Origin of the sequence: Micromonospora sp. A3M-1-15 (assembly GCF_024213425.1) — a bacterium.
Classification (GTDB): Bacteria; Actinomycetota; Actinomycetes; order Mycobacteriales; family Micromonosporaceae; genus Micromonospora; species Micromonospora chersina.
This window is the reverse complement of record NZ_JANAVK010000004.1, coordinates 483,122-504,991: the sequence shown is the minus strand read 5'-3', so window position 1 is coordinate 504,991 and position 21,870 is coordinate 483,122. Positions and strand designations below refer to the sequence as shown.

The 21,870-nt window shown below is 75.6% G+C and carries 15 protein-coding genes and 2 pseudogenes; 5 read left to right on the top strand and 12 right to left on the bottom strand.

Features of this window, described 5'->3' with window-relative positions; all coding sequences use genetic code 11:
* Window positions 1-16: 16 nt before the first annotated feature.
* Window positions 17-2,857, bottom strand: a complete 2,841-nt coding sequence (gene leuS, locus NLX85_RS22810) for a leucine--tRNA ligase (RefSeq protein WP_254338320.1) — start codon at window positions 2,855-2,857, stop codon at window positions 17-19.
* A gap of 219 nt (window positions 2,858-3,076) precedes the next feature.
* On the bottom strand, window positions 3,077-3,256 hold the full coding sequence (locus NLX85_RS22805; RefSeq protein ID WP_254338317.1) for a hypothetical protein: 180 nt from the start codon (window positions 3,254-3,256) through the stop codon (window positions 3,077-3,079).
* A gap of 263 nt (window positions 3,257-3,519) precedes the next feature.
* On the opposite strand from NLX85_RS22805, the gene NLX85_RS22800 reads away from it, so the two are divergent.
* The 3 genes from NLX85_RS22800 to NLX85_RS22790 are packed head-to-tail and all read left to right on the top strand — an operon-like array spanning window position 3,520 to window position 8,363.
* Window positions 3,520-4,575 carry a MoxR family ATPase gene (locus NLX85_RS22800; RefSeq protein WP_254338315.1) on the top strand — a complete coding sequence of 352 codons (1,056 nt, stop codon included), beginning with the start codon at window positions 3,520-3,522 and terminating at the stop codon, window positions 4,573-4,575.
* 1 nt (window position 4,576) lies between these two features.
* Window positions 4,577-5,875 carry a DUF58 domain-containing protein gene (locus NLX85_RS22795; RefSeq protein ID WP_254338313.1) on the top strand — a complete coding sequence of 433 codons (1,299 nt, stop codon included), beginning with the start codon at window positions 4,577-4,579 and terminating at the stop codon, window positions 5,873-5,875.
* Window positions 5,876-5,891: 16 nt separating this feature from the next.
* Window positions 5,892-8,363, top strand: a complete 2,472-nt coding sequence (locus tag NLX85_RS22790; protein WP_254338311.1) for a DUF3488 and transglutaminase-like domain-containing protein — start codon at window positions 5,892-5,894, stop codon at window positions 8,361-8,363.
* Window positions 8,364-8,709: 346 nt separating this feature from the next.
* Here NLX85_RS22790 and NLX85_RS22785 read toward each other — a convergent pair whose 3' ends face one another.
* From NLX85_RS22785 to NLX85_RS22745, 10 genes and pseudogenes are all read right to left on the bottom strand, one after another.
* A complete protein-coding gene (locus tag NLX85_RS22785) occupies window positions 8,710-9,105 on the bottom strand; it encodes a DUF3040 domain-containing protein (RefSeq protein ID WP_254338309.1) in 396 nt (131 codons plus the stop codon).
* 115 nt (window positions 9,106-9,220) lie between these two features.
* Window positions 9,221-10,480 (bottom strand): DNA polymerase IV, encoded by a 1,260-nt coding sequence (locus tag NLX85_RS22780; protein WP_254338307.1) that lies wholly within the window; start codon window positions 10,478-10,480, stop codon window positions 9,221-9,223.
* A 56-nt stretch (window positions 10,481-10,536) separates the two neighbouring features.
* Entirely contained in the window at window positions 10,537-11,700 is a 1,164-nt protein-coding gene (locus NLX85_RS22775) for an alkaline phosphatase family protein (protein ID WP_254338305.1), read from the bottom strand.
* A complete protein-coding gene (locus NLX85_RS22770) occupies window positions 11,697-12,446 on the bottom strand; it encodes a methyltransferase domain-containing protein (protein ID WP_254338303.1) in 750 nt (249 codons plus the stop codon). Before NLX85_RS22770 ends, NLX85_RS22775 begins: the two co-directional genes overlap by 4 nt.
* Before the next feature lie 14 nt (window positions 12,447-12,460).
* Window positions 12,461-12,640 carry a hypothetical protein gene (locus NLX85_RS22765; protein WP_254338301.1) on the bottom strand — a complete coding sequence of 60 codons (180 nt, stop codon included), beginning with the start codon at window positions 12,638-12,640 and terminating at the stop codon, window positions 12,461-12,463.
* Between the two features lie 98 nt (window positions 12,641-12,738).
* The gene (locus tag NLX85_RS22760) at window positions 12,739-16,116 is read right to left on the bottom strand and encodes an error-prone DNA polymerase (protein ID WP_254338299.1); all 3,378 of its coding nucleotides are present in this window, start codon (window positions 16,114-16,116) and stop codon (window positions 12,739-12,741) included.
* A 138-nt stretch (window positions 16,117-16,254) separates the two neighbouring features.
* A pseudogene (locus tag NLX85_RS33765) lies at window positions 16,255-16,581 on the bottom strand (DNA polymerase Y family protein); the annotation flags it as partial.
* A gap of 120 nt (window positions 16,582-16,701) precedes the next feature.
* Window positions 16,702-17,985: pseudogene (locus tag NLX85_RS22755) on the bottom strand (DNA polymerase Y family protein); the annotation flags it as partial.
* A complete protein-coding gene (locus NLX85_RS22750) occupies window positions 17,982-18,746 on the bottom strand; it encodes a hypothetical protein (RefSeq protein WP_254338295.1) in 765 nt (254 codons plus the stop codon). The pseudogene NLX85_RS22755 and the gene NLX85_RS22750, both read right to left, overlap by 4 nt.
* Window positions 18,747-18,912: 166 nt before the next feature.
* Entirely contained in the window at window positions 18,913-19,416 is a 504-nt protein-coding gene (locus tag NLX85_RS22745) for an SAV_6107 family HEPN domain-containing protein (RefSeq protein ID WP_254338293.1), read from the bottom strand.
* Window positions 19,417-19,930: 514 nt separating this feature from the next.
* On the opposite strand from NLX85_RS22745, the gene NLX85_RS22740 reads away from it, so the two are divergent.
* Window positions 19,931-21,328: a ferric reductase-like transmembrane domain-containing protein gene (locus NLX85_RS22740; RefSeq protein WP_254338291.1), complete on the top strand. Its 1,398-nt coding sequence runs from the start codon at window positions 19,931-19,933 to the stop codon at window positions 21,326-21,328.
* A gap of 20 nt (window positions 21,329-21,348) precedes the next feature.
* The gene (locus tag NLX85_RS22735; protein ID WP_254338289.1) at window positions 21,349-21,867 is read left to right on the top strand and encodes an FMN-binding protein; all 519 of its coding nucleotides are present in this window, start codon (window positions 21,349-21,351) and stop codon (window positions 21,865-21,867) included.
* Window positions 21,868-21,870 lie beyond the last annotated feature (3 nt).

Sequence of the window (21,870 nt, the reverse complement as noted above, 5' to 3'; positions counted from 1 at the left end):
TCAGTGAGCGGGCGGGTCAGGCGACGACCGAGACCATCCGGCCCTTCACCACGATGACCTTGCGCGGCTCCTTGCCGGCCAGCGCGCCGGCGACCGCCTCCAGCGCGGCCGACCGCACGTCGTCCTCGGACGCGTCGGCGGCCACCTCGACCCGGCCCCGGACCTTGCCGTTGACCTGCACCGGGTAGGTCACCGTGTCGGCGACCAGCAGCGCCGGATCGGCGGTCGGGAAGTCCGCGTACGCCAGCGAGGTGTCGTGGCCCAGCCGCCGCCACAGCTCCTCGGCGATGTGCGGGGCGAACGGCGCCACCATCAGCACCAGCGGCTCGGCCACCTCGCGCGGGGTCTCCGCCAGCCGGGTCAGCCCGTTGGTCAGCTCGATCAGCTTGGCGATCGCGGTGTTGAACCGGATCCCCTCCATGTCCGCGCGGACCCCGTCGATGACCTTGTGCAGCAGCCGCCGGGTGGCCTCGTCGGCCGGCGCGTCGGTGACCCGCAGCGCGCCGGTCTGCTCGTCGACGACCGCCCGCCAGACCCGCTGCAGGAACCGGTACGAGCCGACCACCGCCCGGGTCTCCCAGGGGCGGGACACCTCCAGCGGGCCCATCGACATCTCGTAGACCCGGAAGGTGTCCGCGCCGTAGGCCGCGCACATGTCGTCCGGGGTGACGACGTTCTTCAGGGACTTGCCCATCTTGCCGTACTCGCGCGTGACCTCGGTGTCGCCGTGGAACCACCGGCCGTCGACCTCGACGACCTCCTCGGCGGGCACGTAGGCGCCGCGCGGGTCGGTGAACGCGTACGCCTGGATCATGCCCTGGTTGAACAGCCGGCGGAACGGCTCGAACGAGGAGACGTGGCCCAGGTCGTACAGCACCTTGTGCCAGAAGCGGGCGTACAGCAGGTGCAGCACGGCGTGCTCGGCGCCGCCCACGTACAGGTCGGTGCCCCCGCAGTCGCCGGCCGCGCGCGGGCCCATCCAGTACGCCTCGTTCTCCGGCTCGGCGAACCGCGCCGAGTCGGTCGGGTCCAGGTAGCGCAGCTCGTACCAGCAGGAGCCGGCCCACTGCGGCATCACGTTGGTCTCCCGGGTGTAGCGCTTCGGCCCGTCACCCAGGTCCAGCTCCACCTCCACCCAGTCGCGCCGCCGGGACAGCGGGGTCTCCGGGTTGCTGCCGGCGTCCTCCGGGTCGAACGTCTTCGGCGAGAAGTCCTCGACCTCGGGCAGCTCGACCGGCAGCATCGACTCGGGCAGCGCGATCGGCGCCCCGGTCTCGTCGTAGACGATCGGGAAGGGCTCGCCCCAGTAGCGCTGCCGGGAGAACAGCCAGTCCCGCAGCCGCCAGGTGACCGCGCCGGCGCCGTGCCCGTTGGCCTCCAGCCACTCGATGATCCGGGCCTTGGCGTCGGCGACCCCCAGGCCGTTCAGATCCAGGCCGCGGTCGGGTGCCGCGCTGTTGATCGCCGGGCCGTCCCCGGTCCACGCCTTGCCGGCGAAGCCCTCCGCCGGCTGCACGGTGCGCACGATCGGCAGGTCGAAGACCTCGGCGAACTCCCAGTCCCGCTCGTCCTGGGCCGGCACCGCCATGATCGCGCCGGTGCCGTAGCCGGCCAGCACGTAGTCGGCGATGAAGATCGGGACCTGCCCGCCGGTGACCGGGTTGGTCGCCCAGGCGCCGACGAAGACGCCGGTCTTCTCCTTGGTGTCCGCCTGCCGCTCCACGTCCGTCTTGGCCGCGGCGGCCTTCCGGTACGCCTCGACGGCGGCCCGCGGGCTGGCGTGCCCGCCGGTCCAGGCGTCCTTCGTCCCGGCCGGCCAGGTGGCCGGCACCAGCACGTCGACCAGCTCGTGCTCGGGGGCCAGCACCATGTAGGTGGCGCCGAAGACGGTGTCCGGCCGGGTCGTGAACACCCGGACCGGGCCGCGCTCGGTCGGGAAGTCGATGTGCGCGCCGGTCGACCGGCCGATCCAGTTGCGCTGCTGCAGCTTGATCGGCTCGGGCCAGTCCAGCGTGTCCAGGTCCGCCAGCAGCCGGTCACCGTACGCGGTGATCCGCATCATCCACTGCTTCAGGTTGCGCTTGAAGACCGGGAAGTTGCCCCGCTCGGAGCGGCCGTCGGCGGTGACCTCCTCGTTGGCCAGCACGGTGCCCAGCCCCGGGCACCAGTTCACCGGCGCCTCCGACACGTACGCCAGCCGGTGGTCGTCGACGATCCTCCGCCGCTCGCCCACGGTCAGCTCGGCCCACGGCCGGCCGTCCGGGGTGGGGCGGGTGCCCCCCTCGAACTCGGCGATCAGCTCGGCGACCGGGCGGGCCTTGCGCGCGTCCGCGTCGTACCAGGAGTTGAAGATCTGCAGGAAGATCCACTGGGTCCAGCGGTAGAAGTCGGTCTCGATGGTGGCGACCGAGCGCCGCTCGTCGTGGCCCAGCCCCAGCCGGCGCAGCTGCGCCTTGTACCGCTCGATGTTGGCCTCGGTGGTGGTCCGCGGGTGGGTGCCGGTCTGCACCGCGTACTGCTCGGCGGGCAGGCCGAACGCGTCGAAGCCCATCGCGTGCAGCACGTTGCGCCCCGCCATCCGCTGGTAGCGGGCGTAGCAGTCGGTGCCGATGTAGCCCAGCGGGTGGCCGACGTGCAGGCCGGCGCCGGACGGGTAGGGGAACATGTCCAGCACGTACAGCTTCTCGGCGCCCGCCCGCGGGTGGCCCGGGTCGGCCAGCGGACCGGCCGGGTTCGGCGCGTGGAAGGTGCCCTCCCGTTCCCAGGTGTCCTGCCAGCGGTGCTCGATCTCCTCGGCCAGGGCGGCGGTGTACCGGAACGGGGGGATGTCGGTCGCCGGTGCGGCTGCCTCACTCATGGCGTCTCCTCGGCGCGGGTCATGTCGGATATGGGCGGTCTGCTGCGGGCACAAAAAAGCCCCTCGCGCAGGAGGGGCCGCCGTGCTGTCGCGCGCTCAGCGCATCAGCACGGCTCGGTAAGAAGCAGGAAGACTCCGGCCATGACCGGCAGTGTACCCCGCCGGGCGGTCGCGCCTCGCGCCCGTTGCCGCCAGGTGGGACGGCGCGGCCCGGCGGGGTCACCTCGACGGGTACGGCGCGGGCCTGGCGAACCGCTCGGTGTCGGTGACGAACCCCCAGCACTGCTTGGCGTTGAAGATCACCGCCTCCTTGCAGTAGTCCGGGCTGGAGGTCGCGCCGCCGCCGAGCCGGACCCCGCCGTCACCGGTGTCGCCGTAGATCTTCCGATCCTGCCGCACGGCCCACCTCCCCTTCCCGGCGCCCTCGCGACAGGAACCGGGACGCGGCTACCCGCCCGCGAGCCGGTCACGCGTCCCCCGGTCCGGCGAATATTCCGGGCGTAACCGGCCGACCGCCTGCGGGGGTCGGCGACAACGAGAAACATGGTTAGCCTGAGAGGCCAGTGAGATTTTTGCGGCAGACGAGGCTCGGCGTCGCGAACCCAACGGCGGGTCCAGGTGCTCTATACAGAGCTGCCGTTCCGGCGACGAGGAGGAGGCCCGTGACACAACAGACCTGGGACGAGGTGGGCGGTCTGCTGCCGCACGACGAGTTCCGCGCCGCCAGCGAGGCCATCGTGGCCAACATCGAGCAGGTCATCGAGGGCAAGACGGCCACCGTCCGGCTCGCCCTCGCGGTGCTGCTCGCCGAGGGCCACCTGCTGATCGAGGACGTCCCCGGCGTCGGCAAGACCAAGCTGGCCAAGGCCATGGCGCGGTCGATCGACTGTTCCGTGCGCCGGATCCAGTTCACCCCGGACCTGCTGCCCAGCGACGTCACCGGGGTCAGCGTCTACAACCAGGAGACGCACGACTTCGAGTTCCGCCCGGGCGCGGTCTTCGCCAACCTGGTGGTCGGCGACGAGATCAACCGGGCCTCGCCGAAGACCCAGTCGGCGCTGCTGGAGTGCATGGAGGAGCGGCAGGTCACCGTCGACGGCGTGACCTACCAGCTGCAGACCCCGTTCATGGTGGTCGCGACGCAGAACCCGATCGAGATGGAGGGGACCTACCCGCTGCCGGAGGCGCAGCGCGACCGGTTCACCGCCCGGATCGCGATGGGCTACCCCGACCCGAACGCCGAGCTGGCCATGCTGGACGGCCACGGCGGCACCGACCCGCTGAACGAGCTGCGGCCGGTCTCCGACGCGGCCATCGTCCGCCGGCTGATCGGCCACGTCCGGCAGGTGCACGTCGCCGACGCCGTGAAGCAGTACGCGATCGACCTGGTGACCGCCACCCGCGAGGCCCCCGACCTGCGGCTCGGCGCGTCCCCGCGGGCCACCCTCCAGCTGCTGCGCACCGCCCGCGCGGTGGCGGCCCTGGAGGGCCGTGACTACGTCCTCCCGGACGACCTCCAGGCCCTCGCGGTGCCGGTGCTGGCGCACCGCATCATCCCGACCGCCGACGCGCAGCTGGCCCGGCGCACCACCGACGCGATCGTCGCCGAGCTGGTGCACCGCCTCCCGCTCCCGCACGACCGCAAGCGCTCCCCGTACGACACCCGGCCCGGCGGCACGGGCAACGGTCGCGGGCCGTACGAGCCGCGGAGGCCGTGAGGTGCGCGACGGGCTGCGAGGGCTGACCACCCGCGGCCGCTCGTTCCTGGCGGCCGCGGTCGCCGCCGCGATCTCCGCCGCCATCCTGGGCGAGAAGGACCTGCTCCGGGTGGCCGTCCTGCTCGCCATCCTGCCGCTGCTCGCGGCCGCCTACGTCGGGCGCAGCCGCTACAAGCTCGCCTGCAACCGGTCGCTGGAGCCGCACCGGGTGCCGGTCGGGGCCAGCTCCCGGGTGGTGCTGCGGCTGCAGAACCTGTCCCGGCTGCCCACCGGCACCCTGCTGCTGGAGGACCGGCTGCCCTACGCGCTCGGCAGCCGGCCGCGGGTGGTGCTGGAGCGCCTTGGCGCCCACCAGGCCAGCTCGGTGGCCTACACGGTCCGCGCCGACGTGCGCGGCCGCTACGAGGTCGGCCCGCTGGTGATCCGGCTGACCGACCCGTTCGGACTGTGCGAGCTGAGCCGGGCCTTCCCCAGCACCGACCACCTCACGGTGATCCCGCAGGTCACCCCGCTGCCCTCGGTCCGCCTCCCCGGCGAGTACGCGGGCAGCGGCGACAGCCGGGCCCGGTCGGTGGCGGTGCACGGCGAGGACGACGCGGCCACCCGGGAGTACCGGATGGGCGACGACCTGCGGCGGGTGCACTGGAAGTCGACGGCCCGCACCGGCGAGCTCATGGTGCGCCGGGAGGAGCAGCCCTGGGAGAGCCGGGCCACCGTGGTGCTGGACACCCGCGCCGCCGCGCACCGGGGCGAGGGGCCCACGTCGAGCTTCGAGTGGGCCGTCTCCACCGCCGCCAGCGTCGCCGTGCACCTGCGCCAGGCCGGCTACAAGCTGCGGCTGGTCACCGGCTCCGGCGCGGACGTGGACGCCACCGAGGCCGGCGGCGAGGGCGTGCTCCTGGACCACCTCGCCGAGGTGCACCTGGACAGGCGCGGCGAGCTCACCACGCTGGTGCAGCAGGTCCGGCAGCGGGCCGACGGCGGCCTGATCATCGCGCTGCTCGGCACGTTGAGCACCGCCGAGGCGGAGCTGCTGGCCGGGCTGCGCACCAGCGGCGCGACCTGCGTCGGCTTCCTGCTCGACAGCAACACCTGGCTGAACCTGCCGCCGAAGGCCCGGGCCGAGGCGGAGCACGCGCACGGCGCCGCCGCGCTCGCCCTGCTCCAGAGCGGCTGGCGGGTGATCGGGGTGGAACACGGCAACCGGCTGCCGGTGCTCTGGCCGCAGGCGGCCCGCGGTTCGCAGGGGTTCGCGCTGCGGGCGGCGCTGGCCGAGACGGTGGCCGGAGGCGTGCGATGACCCGAAGGGTGGACCCGTGACCGCGCACCGCAACCTCGGCTTCGTCGCCGCGGCGGCGACCCTGCTGGCGGCGGCACCGCTGTCGGCGATCTTCGAGCGCTGGACCTGGCTCATCCAGGCGGCCATCGTGGTGGCCGTGGTGGCCGGCGCGGCCGCGCTGAGCCGGTTGGCCCGGGCGCCGCTGTGGGGCCAGGTGCTGGCCATGCTGACCGGTCTGACGCTCGCCCTGACCTGGGTCTTCCCGGGCGGCACCGAGTTCTTCGCGTTCGTGCCCACCCCGGCCACGTTCGCCCACTTCGGCGACCTGCTGAACGCCTCGCTGCCCGACATGCGCTCGTACGGCGTGCAGGTGCCCGACGTCGACTCGCTGCTCTTCCTCGCCGTGCTGGGCATCGGCGCGGTGGCCATCGTGGTGGACGTGCTCTCCGTCGGGCTGCGCCGGCCGGCGCTGGCCGGGCTGCCCATGCTGGCCATCTACTCGGTGCCGGTGGCGGTCTACGTGGACAGCGTCCCCGCCACCCCGTTCGTGGTGGGCGCCTGCGGCTACCTGTGGCTGCTGGTCACCGACAACGTCGACCGCGTACGCCGGTTCGGCCGCCGGTTCACCGGCGAGGGGCGCGACGTCGACGTCTGGGAGGCGTCGCCGCTGGCCGCGGCGGGCCGGCGGCTGGCCGTGGTCGGGGTGGCCCTCGCGGTGGCCCTGCCGCTGGTCGTACCCGGGATGACCGGCGGGCTGATGAGCGCCGTCGGCAACGGCACGGGCACCGGCAACGGCCGGCCGGGCCAGGGCGGCAGCCCCGGCCGGATCGACCTGTTCGCCGCGCTCAGCGGCCAGCTCAACCAGACCGAGGTGACCGAGCTGGTCAAGGTCACCACCAACGAGCCGGCGCCGTTCTACCTGCGCTTCGGGGTCGCCGACGAGCTGCGGCCGGACGGCTTCCGGGTGCGGGTGCCCACCGGCAAGCCGGCCAACCGCAACCTGCCCGACCCGACGGAGGACGGCGGGCGGGGCGTGGAGCAGCAGCGCTACCGGGCCACCGTCGAGGTGAGCAAGAACCTCAACATGCCGCTGCTGCCGATCTACGCCGAGCCGGTGAAGACCCAGGACCTCGGCGGCAACTGGCTCTACGACTCGAACCTCCAGATCGTCTTCTCCAACCGGGAGAACTCCCGGGGCAAGCGCTACTCGTTCGACTACGTCCGCTCGACGTTCAGCCCGGCGGCGCTGCGCGCGGCGCCGTCCCTGCCGGCCGACGACGCGGTGCTGCGGCAGCAGACCGTCACGCCCTCCGTCCTGGCCGTCGACCGGCTGGTCGACAAACTGGTCAAGGGCCGGACGAACGACTACGACAAGGTCCGGGCGATCTACGACTACTTCTCGGTGGAGAACGGGTTCACCTACTCGCTGTCCACCCGGGGCGGCACCAGCGGGGACGACATCACCGACTTCCTCGCCACCAAGGTGGGCTTCTGCCAGCAGTACGCTGCGGCGATGGCCTGGCTGGTCCGGTCGGCCGGCATCCCGGCCCGGGTGGCGTTCGGCTTCAGCAACGGCAGCAACTCCGGCGGCGGCACGTACGTGCTGACCAACCGGAACCTGCACGCCTGGACCGAGGTCTTCTTCGGCGGGGATATCGGCTGGGTGCCGTTCGACGCCACCCCGGCGGCGAGCGTCGTGGGGTCGGTCCGCTCGGCCTGGGCGCCGGACACCGACGCCCCCGAGGAGGTCACCCCCCTGCCGGGGAGCACCGCCGCGCCCGGCGGGGCCGACCCCTCGGCCGGCCCGGAGGACCCGGACCGCCTCGACAAGGACGCCGACCAGGGCCTCGCCGTCGGCGACAACGGCCCGACCCGGCAGAACCCGGTCTGGCCGTGGTGGGTGGCCGGGGCGCTCGCCCTGCTGGCGCTGCTCGCCGTGCCGGCCCTGCGCCGCTCCGCGCTGCGCCGGCGCCGACGCGCCCGGGCGACCGTGCCCGTGGCCACCACCCTGGCCGCCGTGCCCGGACAGCGGGGCGAGGCGCGCGAGGTCGTGGTCGGCGTGGACGCCGACCGGGCCCGCGCTGACGCGCACGCCGCCTGGGACGAGCTGATCGACACTCTTGTCGACTTCCACGTCCGGGTGGACCGGACGGAGACACCCCGCACGACCGCCGAGCGGCTGGCCCGGGAGGCGTTGGGCGAGGACGCCGGGGCGGTCACCGGGGTCCGGCTGCTGGGCCGGGCGGAGGAGCGGGCCCGCTACGCCCGCGACCCGCTGACCGGCGAGGAGCTGCACCCGGCCCTGCGGTCGGTGCGCGGCGCCCTCGCGGCCCGGGCGGACCGGCGTACCCGGCTGCTGGCGGCCCTGCTGCCGCCGTCGGTGCTGCTGCGCTGGCGGACCGCCCTGGCCGACCGCTCGACCCGACTGGTCACCACGACCGGGGAGGTGCGGCAGCGACTGCTGCGCTGGAACCCGCGTCGTCTCCTGGCGGGCCGACCGGCCCGCTGACCCGGTTCCGCCCGCCGGCGCTCCCCCGCCGACGGGCCGGACCGGGTCCCAACCCCGTCCCCGCGCGCCGGCACCGGCTCCAAGGGCGCGTCGATCAAGAGGTTTGCGTCAGGAACCCGGCCCGTGCCGACGCAAACTTCTTGATCGACGCCGCGGTGGGGCGTGCGAGCGCGGCATGGGCCGGCGGGCGCGGTGGGATGTGCGAGCGCCGCGCGGGCGCGGCGTGGGGGCCGGCGGGCGCGGCGTGGATCGGGGAGGATCAGGGCGCGCGGAAGCGGCCACGGTCGCCGGGCGGTGCCCGGCGATTCGCCGTCGCGAGGGTCCACCCGTCAGGGGCGGGAGGTGCTCAGCGGTGGCCCTCCGGGCGCTGCCGCCAGCGGTCCTCCATCCGGTCGAGGAAGGAGCCCCGGCGGCCGCTGCGGCCACGGGGACGACGACGGCTCGTCGTGCCGCCGACCACGTGCAGGTCGGGCGACTGGGATCGGCGGTGCGACTGCACCGCGTAGCCCAACGAGGCCAGCATGACGACGAAGCCCGCCACGGCCAGCGGGGGCGTCTTGATCACGGCACCGTAGATCAACAGGGCCAGACCAACGATGACCACGCCGGCAGCGACGAGCACGCGACGCCGCGCGTGGAAACGCGGGTCGCTGGCGCGCACGGCCGAGGCGAATTTGGGGTCCTCGGCAAGCGACCGCTCGATCTGCTCGAACAGCCGCTGCTCGTGCTCCGAGAGCGGCACGGCACTCCTCCCCGGTCACGTTGGTCGGCCCGGTCGGGCCGACAGACCGTGGCAGCCATCCGGCTGCTTACCCGCAAGTCTACGAGGGGGCTCGCGCGTCGGAAAGCGGGACGACCTACGGCCGGGTCGGTTTTTCGTCGCGCCGGGCATCACGCCTGGCGAGAAGACTGGCCGGACCTATGACGGACCGCCCGAATCGGGCGGCCGCCGCGTCGGCCGCCGCCTCCGCCTCCCGCCAGCCGCGCTCCGGCGCGCCCAGGGTGAGCTGCTGCGGCGTCTCCTCCGCCGCGGCGAGCCCCTCCATCCGGACGCCGACCAGACGGACCGGGTCGCCGGGGGCCAGGGCGGTCCAGAGCGCCCAGGCCGTGTCGAACATCTCCCGGGCGGTGTCGGTGGGCACGCCGAGGGTGCGGGAGCGGCTGACCGTGCGGAAGTCGGCCAACCGCACCTTGAGCGACACGGTCCGCCCCACCTGACCCGCCGCGCGCAGCCGGGCGCCGGCCTTCTCGGCGAGGGCGAGCAGCGCGCGGCGGATCTCCGTCGGGTCGGTGACGTCGGTGTCGAAGGTGACCTCCGCGCCGATCGACTTCTCCACGTGCTCCGGTGAGACCCGGCGCGGGTCCCGCCCCCAGGCCAGCTCGTGCAGGTGGCCGGCGGACGCCTCCCCCACCGCCCGCCGGAGCAGGCCCGGCGGCGCCTCGGCCAGGTCGCCCACGGTGCGCAGGCCGAGCCGTTGCAGCGCCTCGGCGGACCGCTCCCCCACGCCCCACAGTGCCGCCACCGGCAGCGGGTGCAGGAACTCCAGCACCCGGGCGGCGGGCACCACGAGCAGCCCGTCCGGCTTGGCGCGGGTGGAGCCGAGCTTGGCCACGAACTTGCTCGACGCCACCCCGACCGAGCAGGTCAGCTCCTGCTCCTCGGCGACCCGGCGGCGGATCAGCCGGGCGATCTCGGTGGGGGCGCCGAACAGCCGCCGGGCGCCGGCCACGTCGAGGAACGCCTCGTCCATGGAGAGCGGCTCGACCAGCGGGGTGACGTCGCGGAAGATCCGCATCACGGCCCGCGAGGCGGCCGAGTAGGCGGTGAAGTCCGGCGGCAGGTAGACCGCCTGCGGGCAGAGCGCCCGGGCCCGGGCCGTGGGCATGGCGCTGCGGACGCCGTAGCGGCGGGCCTCGTAGCTGGCCGAGCTGACCACCCCGCGCGGACCGATCCCGCCCACCACGACCGGCTGGCCGCGCAGCTCGGGGCGGCGGCGCACCTCCACCGAGGCGAAGAAGGCGTCCATGTCGACGTGCAGGATGTGACAGCCGGTGTCGTCGGCGTCCGGCCCGAAGCGCGGATCACCGCCCCGGGGCAACGACTGGCTGCGGCCCATCCCCGCAGGCTAGCCGCCCGGTCCGACAGTCCCGCCGCCCGACCGGCCGGGTCGGGTCAGCCGCGGACCACCAGCAGCGGGATGGTCATCTCCGCGGCGGTGTCCGCGCCGTGGTACGCGACCAGCCGCGACTCCATCGGCTTCTCCGAGCGGGTGGCGACCACCGCGTACGTGCCGCGGCAGACCACCACCACGTCGCCGATCCGGCCCAGGTGCGCCTCCGGCACCGGCCCGAACCAGCCGGTCGCCACCGCCTCCGCCCGGGTCAGCACCCGGGCGGCGCCGTCCAGCACCGCCGACCAGGCGGCCACCACGTCGGCGGTGGCGCCCGGCTCCACGTGCAGGTAGCGGACCCGGGGCTCGCCGGCCACCACCCGGACGCCGGCCCGCAGCCGGGGGTCGGTGTCGAGGTCGACCCGGTGCTCGTCGGGCACGTTGAGCTGCCCGTGGTCCGCCGTGACCAGCAGCGCGGCGTCCGGCGGCAGCCCGTCGACCAGCCGGGCGAGCAGGCGGTCCACCTCGGCGGCGGCCAGCCGCCAGGGGACGGAGTCCACGCCGGTGAGGTGCCCGTGCCGATCCAGGTCGGGGTGGTAGCCGGAGACCAGGGTCGGCCCCGGACCGGCCGACAGGGCGGCGAGCATCCGCTCGGCGACCGCGTCGACACCGACCGCGCCCCGGTAGTCGCCGCCCCGGTTCGCGGCCAGGGTGAGGCCGCTGCCGCCGTACTCCGGGCGGCTGACCACGGTCACCGCCACCCCGGCGGCGCGGGCGCGCTCGTACCAGGTGGCGACGGGCTGCCAGCGCAGCGGCTCCGGGTCGCCGGCCCACTCGATGTGGCTGAGCACCCGGTCGGTGCCGGGCACCCGGACCTTGAAGCCGAGCACCCCGTGCGGGCCGGACGGCGTGCCGGTGCCGAGGCTGACCAGGCTGGTCGGGGTGGTGGAGGGGAAGCCCGAGGTGATCGGGACGCCGACCGTGGCGGCCAGCCCGGCAAGGGTCGGCGCGTACGGGGCCGCGGTGGGGATCTGGTGCCAGCCGAGCCCGTCGACCAGCAGCACGGCGACCCGGCGCACCCCGGCCAGCCGGGGCGCCAGGCCGAGCAGGTCGGCGGCGCCGGGCACGCCGAACAGTGCCAGCGCGCTGGGCAGCACGTCGACCAGGCTGCCGCCGCCGTAGCGGGGCGCGACCCGGTCGAGCGGACCCACCGGCGGGCCGGTCATGCCGGGCGGCGGGCGAACAGGTGCAGCTGGGCGGCGAGGTCGCGGTACGGCGGCCGGGCGGCGAGGGCCCGTTCCAGCTCCACCAGGGCGGCCGACTGGCCGTCCGCCACGGCGGCCGGGAGCAGGTCGGCGAGCACGCGTACGCCGTGGATCTCCTCGACGGCGAGCCCGGCGGCGGCGAGCAGGGCGGTGGCGCCGTCGGCGTCGTAGCGGCGGCGCAGGGTGTCCCGGGGGCCGGCGGCGCCGGCCGGGTCGGCGGCGAGCGCGGCGGCCACGTCCAGGTGGCCGTTCATGGCCCGGGCCAGCACGGCGGCGGCCCGGCCGGCGACCAGCACGCTGGCCGCGCCACCGGGGCGCAGGGCGGCGGCCAGCGCGGCGACCACCGGGGCGGGATCGTCCACCACCTCCAGCACCGAGTGGCAGAGCACCAGGTCGACGGTGGCCGGCTCGACCAGCCCGGCGAGCGCGTCGCCGTCGCCCTGCACGGCGCGTACCCGCTCGGCGACCCCGGCCTCGGCGGCCCGGCGGGTCAGCGCGGCGAGCGCGTCGGGACTGGCGTCGACCACGGTGACCCGGTGGCCGGCGTCGGCGAGCGGGACGGCGAAGCCGCCGGTCCCGCCGCCGACGTCGAGCACGGTGAGCCGCTCGCCGGCCCGCCGGTCCAGCTCGGCCCGGAGCACCGCCCAGATCACGGCGGTGCGGGGGGTCAGGGTTCGGGTGCGCTCCACGCCGCCGAGCCTAGTCACCCCCGGGCCCGGGGTCAGGACTCGCCACCGCCGGCGGGGTCCTCCTCGGCGCGGGACCGCTGGGCGTTGGCCACCGGCCCGTCGGTCACCTGGTATTCCCGGGGCTCCACCTCGTGGGTGGGCGCCCAGCCGGCGCCCAGCCGGGTCCGCCGGACGTTCGCCACGCCACCGGGGTACGTGCTGTGAAAGGTCATCGGTTCATCCCCCATTACGCGGGTGGGCCACTCTGCCCATCCGTGCTCGGGAGTCTCCCGCGTCCGGGGCCGGGAAACCGTAATGTGGATCACTGATCTCAACGGAAATCCCGGGACGCCGGCGTGACGGGGGGCTCGATCGCGTCCAGCCGGTCCGCGGTGAGGCTGATGACGCCCTCGTGCCGCTGCAACCGGCCCCGCACCACCAGTGCACCGCTGGTGCGGGCGACTCGACGGTAGCGCTGCCAGAGCCCCGGGGAGCAAGTGACATTCAGCATGCCGGTCTCGTCCTCCAGGTTGAGGAAGGTGACCCCGCCGGCGGTCGCCGGGCGCTGCCGGTGGGTGACGATCCCGCCGACCCGGATCCGCTGCCCCGGCTCCACCCGGCCCAGCCGGGCGATCGGCACCGCGCCCAGGGCGTCCAGCCGGTCCCGGATGAACCGGGCCGGGTGGCTCTCCGGGGACAGGCCGGTGGCCCAGACGTCGGCGACCAGGCGGTCCACCGCCTCCATCCCGGGCAGGGTGGGCGGGGTCGTGCCGGTCACCGTGCCGGGCAGCCGGCCCGGCCGGTCCTGGGCCGCCGCGCCGGCGGCCCAGAGGGCCTGCCGCCGGGTCAGCCCGAAACAGGCGAAGGCGTCGGCGGTGGCCAGCGCCTCCAGGTGCGCCGCCGTCAGGCCGGCCCGGCGGGCCAGGTCCGGCATGTCCCGGTACGGCCCGTGGGCGGTCCGCTCCGCCTCGATCCGCTCGGCCACGTCGTCGCCGAGGGTACGCACGCTGCCCAGCCCCAGCCGGACCGCCGGGCCGCCCAGCCCCCAGGCGTGCGGCGGCTCGCCCGGCTGGCTCCCCCACCGGGTCTCCGGGGTGGATTCCAGCACCGCCTTCGCGCCGCTGGCGTTGATGTCCGGCCGGCGGACCTCGACGCCGTGCCGGCGGGCGTCGTCGACCAGGGTCTGCGGCGAGTAGAAGCCCATCGGCTGGGCGTTGAGCAGCGCGGCCAGGAACGGCCCCGGGTGGTAGCGCTTCAGCCAGGAGCTGGCGTACACCAGGTAGGCGAAGCTCATGGCGTGGCTCTCCGGGAAGCCGTAGCTGGCGAACGCGGTGAGCTTGCGGTAGACGTCGTCGGCCAGCTCGCCGGTGATGCCCCGCTCGGCCATCCCGGCGTACAGCCGGTCGGCGATCTGCGCCATCCGCTCCACCGAGCGCTTCGCCCCCATGGCCCGGCGCAGCTGGTCGGCCCCGGCCGCGTCGAAGCCGGCCAGGTCGATGGCGAGCTGCATGAGCTGCTCCTGGAACAACGGCACGCCGAGGGTCTTCTCCAGCGCGTTGCGCATCAGCGGGTGCGCGAAGGTCACCGGCTCCTGGCCGTTCTTGCGCCGGATGTACGGGTGCACCGAGCCGCCCTGGATGGGGCCGGGCCGGATCAACGCCACCTCCACGACCAGGTCGTAGAACTCGCGGGGCTTGAGCCGGGGCAGGGTGGCCATCTGGGCGCGGCTCTCCACCTGGAACACCCCGACCGAGTCGGCCCGGCAGAGCATGTCGTAGACCTCGGGGTCGTCCAGGGTCATGTCGCCCAGGTCCAGACTCATCCCGATCAGGTCGTAGCCGTAGTGCAGCGCGGAGAGCATGCCGAGGCCGAGCAGGTCGAACTTGACCAGGCCGACGGCGGCGCAGTCGTCCTTGTCCCACTGGAGCACGCTGCGGCCGGGCATCCGCCCCCACTCCACCGGGCAGACCTCGATCACCGGCCGGTCGCAGATCACCATGCCGCCGGAGTGGATGCCCAGGTGCCGGGGGAACGTCTGCAGCTCGTTGGCGTACGCCACCACCTGCTCGGGGATGTCCTCGACGTCGACCGCCGCGACCGAGCCCCAGCGGTCGATCTGCTTGCTCCAGGCGTCCTGCTGCCCGGGCGAGAAGCCGAACGCCTTGGCCACGTCCCGCACCGCCGAGCGCGGCCGGTAGGAGATGACGTTGGCGACCTGGGCGGTGTGCTCCCGGCCGTACCGGGCGTAGACGTGCTGGATCACCTCCTCCCGGCGGTCGGACTCGATGTCCACGTCGATGTCGGGCGGGCCGTCCCGCTCCGGCGCGAGGAACCGCTCGAAGAGCAGCCGGTGGCGCACCGCGTCCACGTTGGTGATCCGCAGCGCGTAACAGACCGCCGAGTTGGCCGCCGAGCCCCGGCCCTGGCAGTAGATGTCCTGCTCGCGGCAGAACGCGACGATGTCGTAGACCACCAGGAAGTAGCCCGGGAAGCCCAGGTCCTCGATCATGCGCAGCTCGTGCTCCAGCTGCGCGTACGCCTCCGGGTGCGCCCCGGGCGGGCCGTAGCGCTCCCGAGCGCCGGCCATGGTGAGATGGCGCAGCCAGCTCATCTCGGTGTGCCCCGGCGGCACCGGGTACGCCGGCAGCTGCGGCGCCACCAGTTGCAGGTCGAAGGCGAGTTCCGCGCCGAACTCGGCGGCCCGGGCCACCGCACCCGGGTACGCGGCGAACCGCGCCGCCATCTCCGCGCCGCTGCGCAGGTGGGCGGTCGCGGCGGCGGGCAGCCAGCCGTCGATCTCGTCCAGGCTGCGCCGGGCCCGCACCGCCGCCACGGTGGTGGCCAGCCGGCGCCGCCCCGGGGTGGCGTAGTGCACGTTGTTGGTGGCCACCGTGGGCAGCCCCGCCGCGGCGGCCAACTCGGCCAGCGCGTCGTTGCGGTCGGCGTCGAGCGGGTGGCCGTGGTCGGTCAGCTCCACCGCCACCGTCTCGGCGCCGAAGAGCGCGGTGAGCCGGTCCAGCTCCCGGGCCGCCGCGTCGACGCCCTCGGTGAGCAGCGCGCCGGGCACGTGCCCCTTGCGGCAGCCGGTGAGCACCAACGCGTGATCGCGCAGCTCGGCGGCGACCTCCTCCAGCTCGCCGTAGACCGGGCGGCCCTTCTCCCCGCCGCGCAGCTGGGCCCGGGCGATGGTGGCGGCGAGCCGGGCGTACCCCTCGTGGCCGTGGGCCAGCACCAGCAGGTGCGCGCCGTGCGGGTCCGGCTCGCCGTTCTGCGGGCCGGGCAGCCCGAGGGAGAGCTCCGCGCCGAAGACCGTCGGCAGGTGCAGCGCGCGGGCCGCCTCGGCGAAGCGCACCACGCCGTAGAAGCCGTCGTGGTCGGTGACGGCGAGCGCGGTGAGCCCCAGCCGGGCGGCCTCCTCGGCCAGCTCCTCGGGGTGGCTGGCGCCGTCGAGGAAGCTGAAGTTGGAGTGCGCGTGCAGCTCCGCGTAGGGCACGGTGCCGTCCGGGCGGTCCAGCTCCGGCGGCTGGTAGTCCTGGCGTTTGCGGCTCCACGCCGGGGAGTCGCCGCCGTCGGCGTCGACCGCGAGCGGGTCCACCACGTGCAGGTGCCGCTCGCCCCGCGACCGCCCCTTGCCGGACCGCCCGTCGGACCGCCCGGAGAGCACCTGCTCCAGCTCCGACCAGGGCATCTTCGGGTTGTGGAAGCTCACCGGCGGTCTCCCCGCCGGTTCCGCGTCGAGATCTTGGAACCTCGCGGCCCCTGGAGGGGCCGAATTCCTCCAAGATCTGATTCCGCCCTCGCCGGGAAGCGCGGCGCGCCAGCATGCCGCGCGGCCGGGGCATGGCGCTCAGTCATAGATCGCCTCCACCAGCCACTGGCCGCCCTCGACGGCGAGCAGCAGGGCGGCCCCGTCGGCCAGGCAGACCTGGAACCGGGCCCGGCGGCGTGCCTCGGCCGGCGCCCACCAGCGCTCGTCCACCGGCCACGGGCCGGCCCAGCCGGCGATCTCGGCGGGTCGGCCGGCGCCGACGGTCACCCGGGCCGGCGCGGCGCTGACCGCCAACCGGGCGCTGACCACGACGGGCTCGCCGGCGGCGTCGTGCACGGCTGCCGGCAGCGGGGTGGGCAGCACCACGGCCGGCGCGGGCGGCGGGATCCGCCCCGGCCACGGCGGCACCGGCGCCGCCCCGCCCGACCGCGCCGCCCCGCTGCGCCGGCCGGACCGCGCCACCGCACCGGCCCCGGCGGGCGGCGCCACCGCGCCGGCACGGACCACGCCGGCCTGCCCGGCCGGCGCCGCCGGCTCGGTCGGGCGGGCCTGCTCGGTGGTCGGCAGGGGTGGTGGGCCGGGGCGGGCGGGCAGGCGCTCGTCGCCCCACGGGACCAGGCGCACCTGGTCGGCCGGGGAACGCCCGCCGCCGAGCACGGCGGTGACCACCGCTTCGGGGCCGAGGATGCCCTGCACCCGGCTCAACGCGCGGTGCGCCCGTTCCCGCTCCTCGCCGGTCTCCCCCCACAGGCCGGGTTGCAGGCCGGCCTGGGCGAGCACCCCGTCCGGCACCAGCCGCAGCCGGATGATCCCGGCGGTGGGGCGGGCCGGGCGCGCGCCGCCCCGGCCGTTGCTGCCGGAGAGCCAGCCGTCGAGCTGCCAGCGGACCCGGTCGGCGATGGCCGCGGCGGTGAGCAGGCCGTCGTGCCGCCATACCCGGTGCAGCTCCTGGCCGTGCGCGGTCACCGCCTCGATGCCGAGCCGGGTGCAGGCCAGCCCGTGCGCGGCGAGCCGCTCGTGCAGCTGCTCGGCCAGCGTGCGGGCGGCGAACGCCGCGGCGTCGACCCGGTCGATCGGCTCGTCGTGGTCGGCGGTGACGGTCAGGTCGGCGGGCGGCTGCCGGACCGCGAGCGGCCGGTGGTCCCGGCCGGCGGCGAGCCGGTGGGCCAGCGACCCGTCGAAGCCGAACCGGGCCAGCACGTCCCCGGCGGGCAGCGCGGCGAAGTCGCCGAGGGTGCGTACGCCCAGCCGGCGCAGCAGGTCGGTCAGGGTGGGCCGGCCGAGCGCCTCGACGGGCAGGCCGGCCAGGAACTCCGGGGTCCCGCCGGGGGGCACGATCCGCCCGTCCCGGGCGGCCAGCCCGGCCGCGAAGACCCCGTCGGCGATGCCGACCTGGCTCTCCACCGCGCAGGTCTGTGCGACGTGCTCGACGATCCGCTCGGCCGCCGCCTCCTCGCCGCCGAGGTAGCGGCTGGGGCCCCGGGCGGCCAGCGCGCAGGCCCCGGGACGGATCACCTCGACCCCGGCGACCACCTCCTCGACGGCGGCCACCACCGGCTCGAACGCCCGGGCGTCCCGGGCGGGATCGTGGTCGACGACGGTGAGCTGCGGGCAGCGCCCCTGCGCCTCCCGCCGGCGCAGCCCCCGGCGGACGCCCTCGGCGCGGGCCCGCTCGGAGCAGGCGACCACCCGGTTGGCGTGCAGCACCGCGACCGGGTCGGTGGCCGGCACCCCGTCGACGATCTCGGCGGCGAGAACCGGCCAGTCCGGGCACCAGAGCAGCAGGGTCCGCGCCGGCGCGCCGCTCATGCGGACCCCACCACGGTGAGCGGCCGGACGGCGGCCGGGGCCACCACGCGGAGCCGACGGGGCGCGGCGGCGCGGACGGCGCCGGCGGCGGTCGACCGGGGGATCACCCGGGTCAGCTCGTCGCCGGGCAGCCAGACCTTGATCTCCTTGGGGCGGGCGGCCGCGCCCCGGCCGCGGGCCGAGACGGTCACCTCCCGGCGGCGCAGCCGGCCCCGGCCCGGCCCGAGCCCCTCCCAGACCCCGCGGACCACCTGGAGTGTCACGTCCGCGCCGTCCCACCGGCCGTACGGGACGAGCACGCTGCCGCGCTGCCGGGCCCGGGCGGCCAGTCGGGTGGCGACCGAGGCGGAGACCGTGGTCGGCACGGCGGTGACCACCACGTCGACCCCGTCGATGAGCGCGGCGACGACGGTGGGCCACTCCGGTCCGGGGTTGGGCACGAGGGCGAGCCGGTCCAGGGCGATGCCCGCCTCGGCCGCCGCGCCGGCCCCGAAGGTGGGTACGCCCACCACAGCGCACCACGAGCCGGCCCGGGACGCCTCGGCGAGCAGGGCGAGGATCAGGGAGGTGGCGCCGCTGCGCCGGGGCTGGCCGGCGCCGACCGCGATGGTGCTGCCGCGCCGCAGACCGCGGTTGGGCAGCAGCCCGGTCAGCTCGGGCCGGACGGGGAGCACCCGGTGGCCGCCGGCCGGGTCGGGCGCGCTCGCCGGGCGTACCAGCTCGGCCAGGGCGGCGGAACCGACCACCATGCGGCCCGCCATCGGACCAACCCCCCGTCGTGTGTTCACCACGGGCGCGGCCCGTGGATGGTGCTTGGATCGTGCGGTGCGGGACGCGCTCAGCGGTCCGGCGGCGGCGTGCTCGCCGTCGCCGGGGTGCGGCGCCCGGCCACCCGGGGTCCCGCCGGTGGTGGCCGGGCGCCGCGGCTCAGGCGGCGGCCGCTCCGGGTCGGGACGTGGCGTCGGACATGCCGAGCCGGGTGGGCTGTTGCAGCCCGTCGAGCGCCGGTTGGTGTGCCAGGCCGAGCGCGGTCTCCACCACGGTCACGAACTCCTCGGCGGCGCGGAGCAGGTCGTCGGCCTCCCGGGCGGTGACCACCCGGGGGATGCCGGCCTCGGCGGCGGCCCGCTTGCCGGCGCCGGCGGCGAAGTAGGCCGCCCACTCGTCCAGCTCGGGGGCGACGGCGGCGAGCAGCACCCAGACGCTGGTGATCCGGTTGCGCCGGGTGGGTGCGGGGCGGGCGCGGGCGGCGAGCAGGGCGGCGGCGGCGCGCAGCGCGGCGAGGTGGGCGGCGGCGTACCGGAGACCGTCGGGGCGGGTCCGGGCGGCCTCGGCCAGCCCGTGGCGGGCCACCACGAGCAGTTGGGCGGGGGTGCGGTGCGGCAGCACGTGCGCGGGCACCGTGGGCGCCTGGGCCGGACTGGTCGACATGGTCTCTCCTCCGCGTGGGCCGGGGCGGGGCGGCCGCGCGACGGGGAACCGTCGCCCGGGACGCCCGGAACGGGCGGTGCGGAGGAAGACGCACCAGGTGGGGGCCGCCGGCCGGGTGTGGATGCTTCCCCACACCGCACCCGGCCGGCGTACCGGCGGGTCCGTCGCCCGCCGCCCGGGGGTCGTGGGCGGCGGGCGACGATCCTGCCTGACGGGTCCGGACTCGCGACTGTCCGGAGCCCGGTGCGGTCCGCGGAACCGCACCTCCCGGGAGCCGGAGCCGCGAAACACCGCTCCCGGACGTTGGAACGAGCGTACGAGTGAATCGAACACTCGTTCTAACTGCTCTGACAGTACACCCCCCCTCCGACGAAAATGCAACGTGTGACGCACCGGCGCGTCGATGCGCCGGCGGTGGATTCTCAGGGCGCGCACAGCCTCGGCAAAGGAACCGCCGAGTTCCGGCCCGCAGGGTTGACGACATGAACGTCAGCCGTACCGAGAAGACCTCCCGGTGAGCGCCGCCGTCGCTGGCCGGCGGACCCCGCGCCGGACCCTGCCGGCCGCCCCGGCCTGGTGGGCCGACGTGGCCGGCGGCGCCGCGGTGCTCAGCCTGCTGGCGGTCACCGCGCTCTGGACCGCCGACCGCGGCGTGCAGGAGTTGCTGAACGGCGCGGCCACCGGCCTCACCTCGCTCGGCCGGCTCGCCGGCCTGGTCAGCGCCGACCTCATGCTGGTCCAGGTGGTGCTCATGGCCCGGGTGCCGCTGATCGAGCGGCGCTTCGGCCAGGACCGGATCGCCCGCTGGCACCGGCTCACCGGCTTCACCTCGTTCCACCTGCTCCTGGCGCACGTGCTGCTGACCGTCCTCGGGTACGCCGGCACCGCCCGCCGGGGCGTGCTCGCCGAGACCTGGGACCTTGTCGTCACGTACCCGGGGATGCTGCTGGCCACCGCGGCGCTGGCCCTGCTGGTGCTGGTGGTGGTGACCTCGGTCCGCGCGGCCCGGCGCCGGCTGCGCTACGAGTCCTGGCACCTGCTGCACCTGTACGCGTACCTGGGCGTCGCGCTGGCGCTGCCGCACCAGCTCTGGACCGGCGCCGACCTCGTCGCCTCGCCGCTCGCCCGCGCCTACTGGTGGACCGTCTACCTGCTGGCGCTGGCCAGCGTGCTGGTCTGGCGGCTCGGGCTGCCCGCCTGGCGCTCGCTGCGGCACCGGATCGAGGTGGCCGCCGTGGTCACCGAGGCGCCCGGGGTCACCTCGGTCTGGCTGCGCGGGCGCGCCCTGCACCGGCTGCCCGTCCGGGCCGGGCAGTTCCTGCTCTGGCGGTTCCTGGACGGCCCCGGCTGGTCCCGGGCCCACCCGTACTCGCTGTCCGCGCCGCCGAACGGCGACCTCATGCGGATCACGGTCAAGGACCTGGGCGACGGCAGCACCCGGGTGGCCGCCCTGCGTCCCGGCACGCGGGTGCTCGTCGAGGGGCCGTACGGACGGCTCACCGGGGAGCGCTGGCGCGGCGGCGGGATCACCATGCTGGCCTGCGGTGTCGGCATCACCCCGCTGCTGGCGCTGCTCTGGGAGCTGCCGTACGCGCCCGGCCAGGCGGTGCTGCTCTACCGCGCGCGTACCCCCGAGGACCTGGCCTTCCGCGCGGAGCTGGACCGGCTCGCCGCGGAGCGCGGGCTGGTCGTGCACCACCTGATCGGCCCCCGGGCGGCCCGCCCGTCCTGGCTGCCGGCCTACGCCGAGGGGCTCTCCGACGCGGAGGCGCTGCGCCGGCTCTCCCCCGGCGTCGCCGCCCACGACGTCTTCCTCTGCGGACCCGACGGCTGGGTCGACGCCGCGCGCGCCGCGATCCGCGCGGCGGGGGTCCCCGAGGCGCGCACCCATCACGAACGCTTCGCCTGGTGACAGGCGCGAAGGGAGGATCCGTGCGACGGATCACCATCTGGCTGCTCTCCACGGTGGCCGCGCTGGTGCTGCTGTTCAGCTACAAGACCAGCACCATGGGCGCGGGTGGGGGGACCAGCGCGATCGCCTCCGGTTCGGACGGCCCGGCCGGCAGCGGCAGCTCCTGGACCGGCACGGACGACGGGTCGGGCTCGTCGAACGGCGACACGTCGAGCGGCGGCACGTCGAGCGGGGGCAGCGGCACGTCGAGCGGCAGCGGCAGCGGCACGGCCACCGGGTCGGTGGCCCAGACCCGGTGGGGGCCGGTGCAGGTGCGGATCACCGTCTCCGGCGGGAAGATCACCGACGTCACCGTGGTGCAGGTCCCGGACGGCAACCACCGGGACCAGGAGATCAACGACTACGCGGTGCCGATCCTGCGGCAGGAGGCCCTCGCGGCGCAGAGCGCCCGGGTCGACACCGTCTCGGGGGCCACCGTGACCAGCGACGGCTACCGCGAGTCCCTCCAGTCCGCGATCGACGCGGCGCACCTGAAGTGAGGA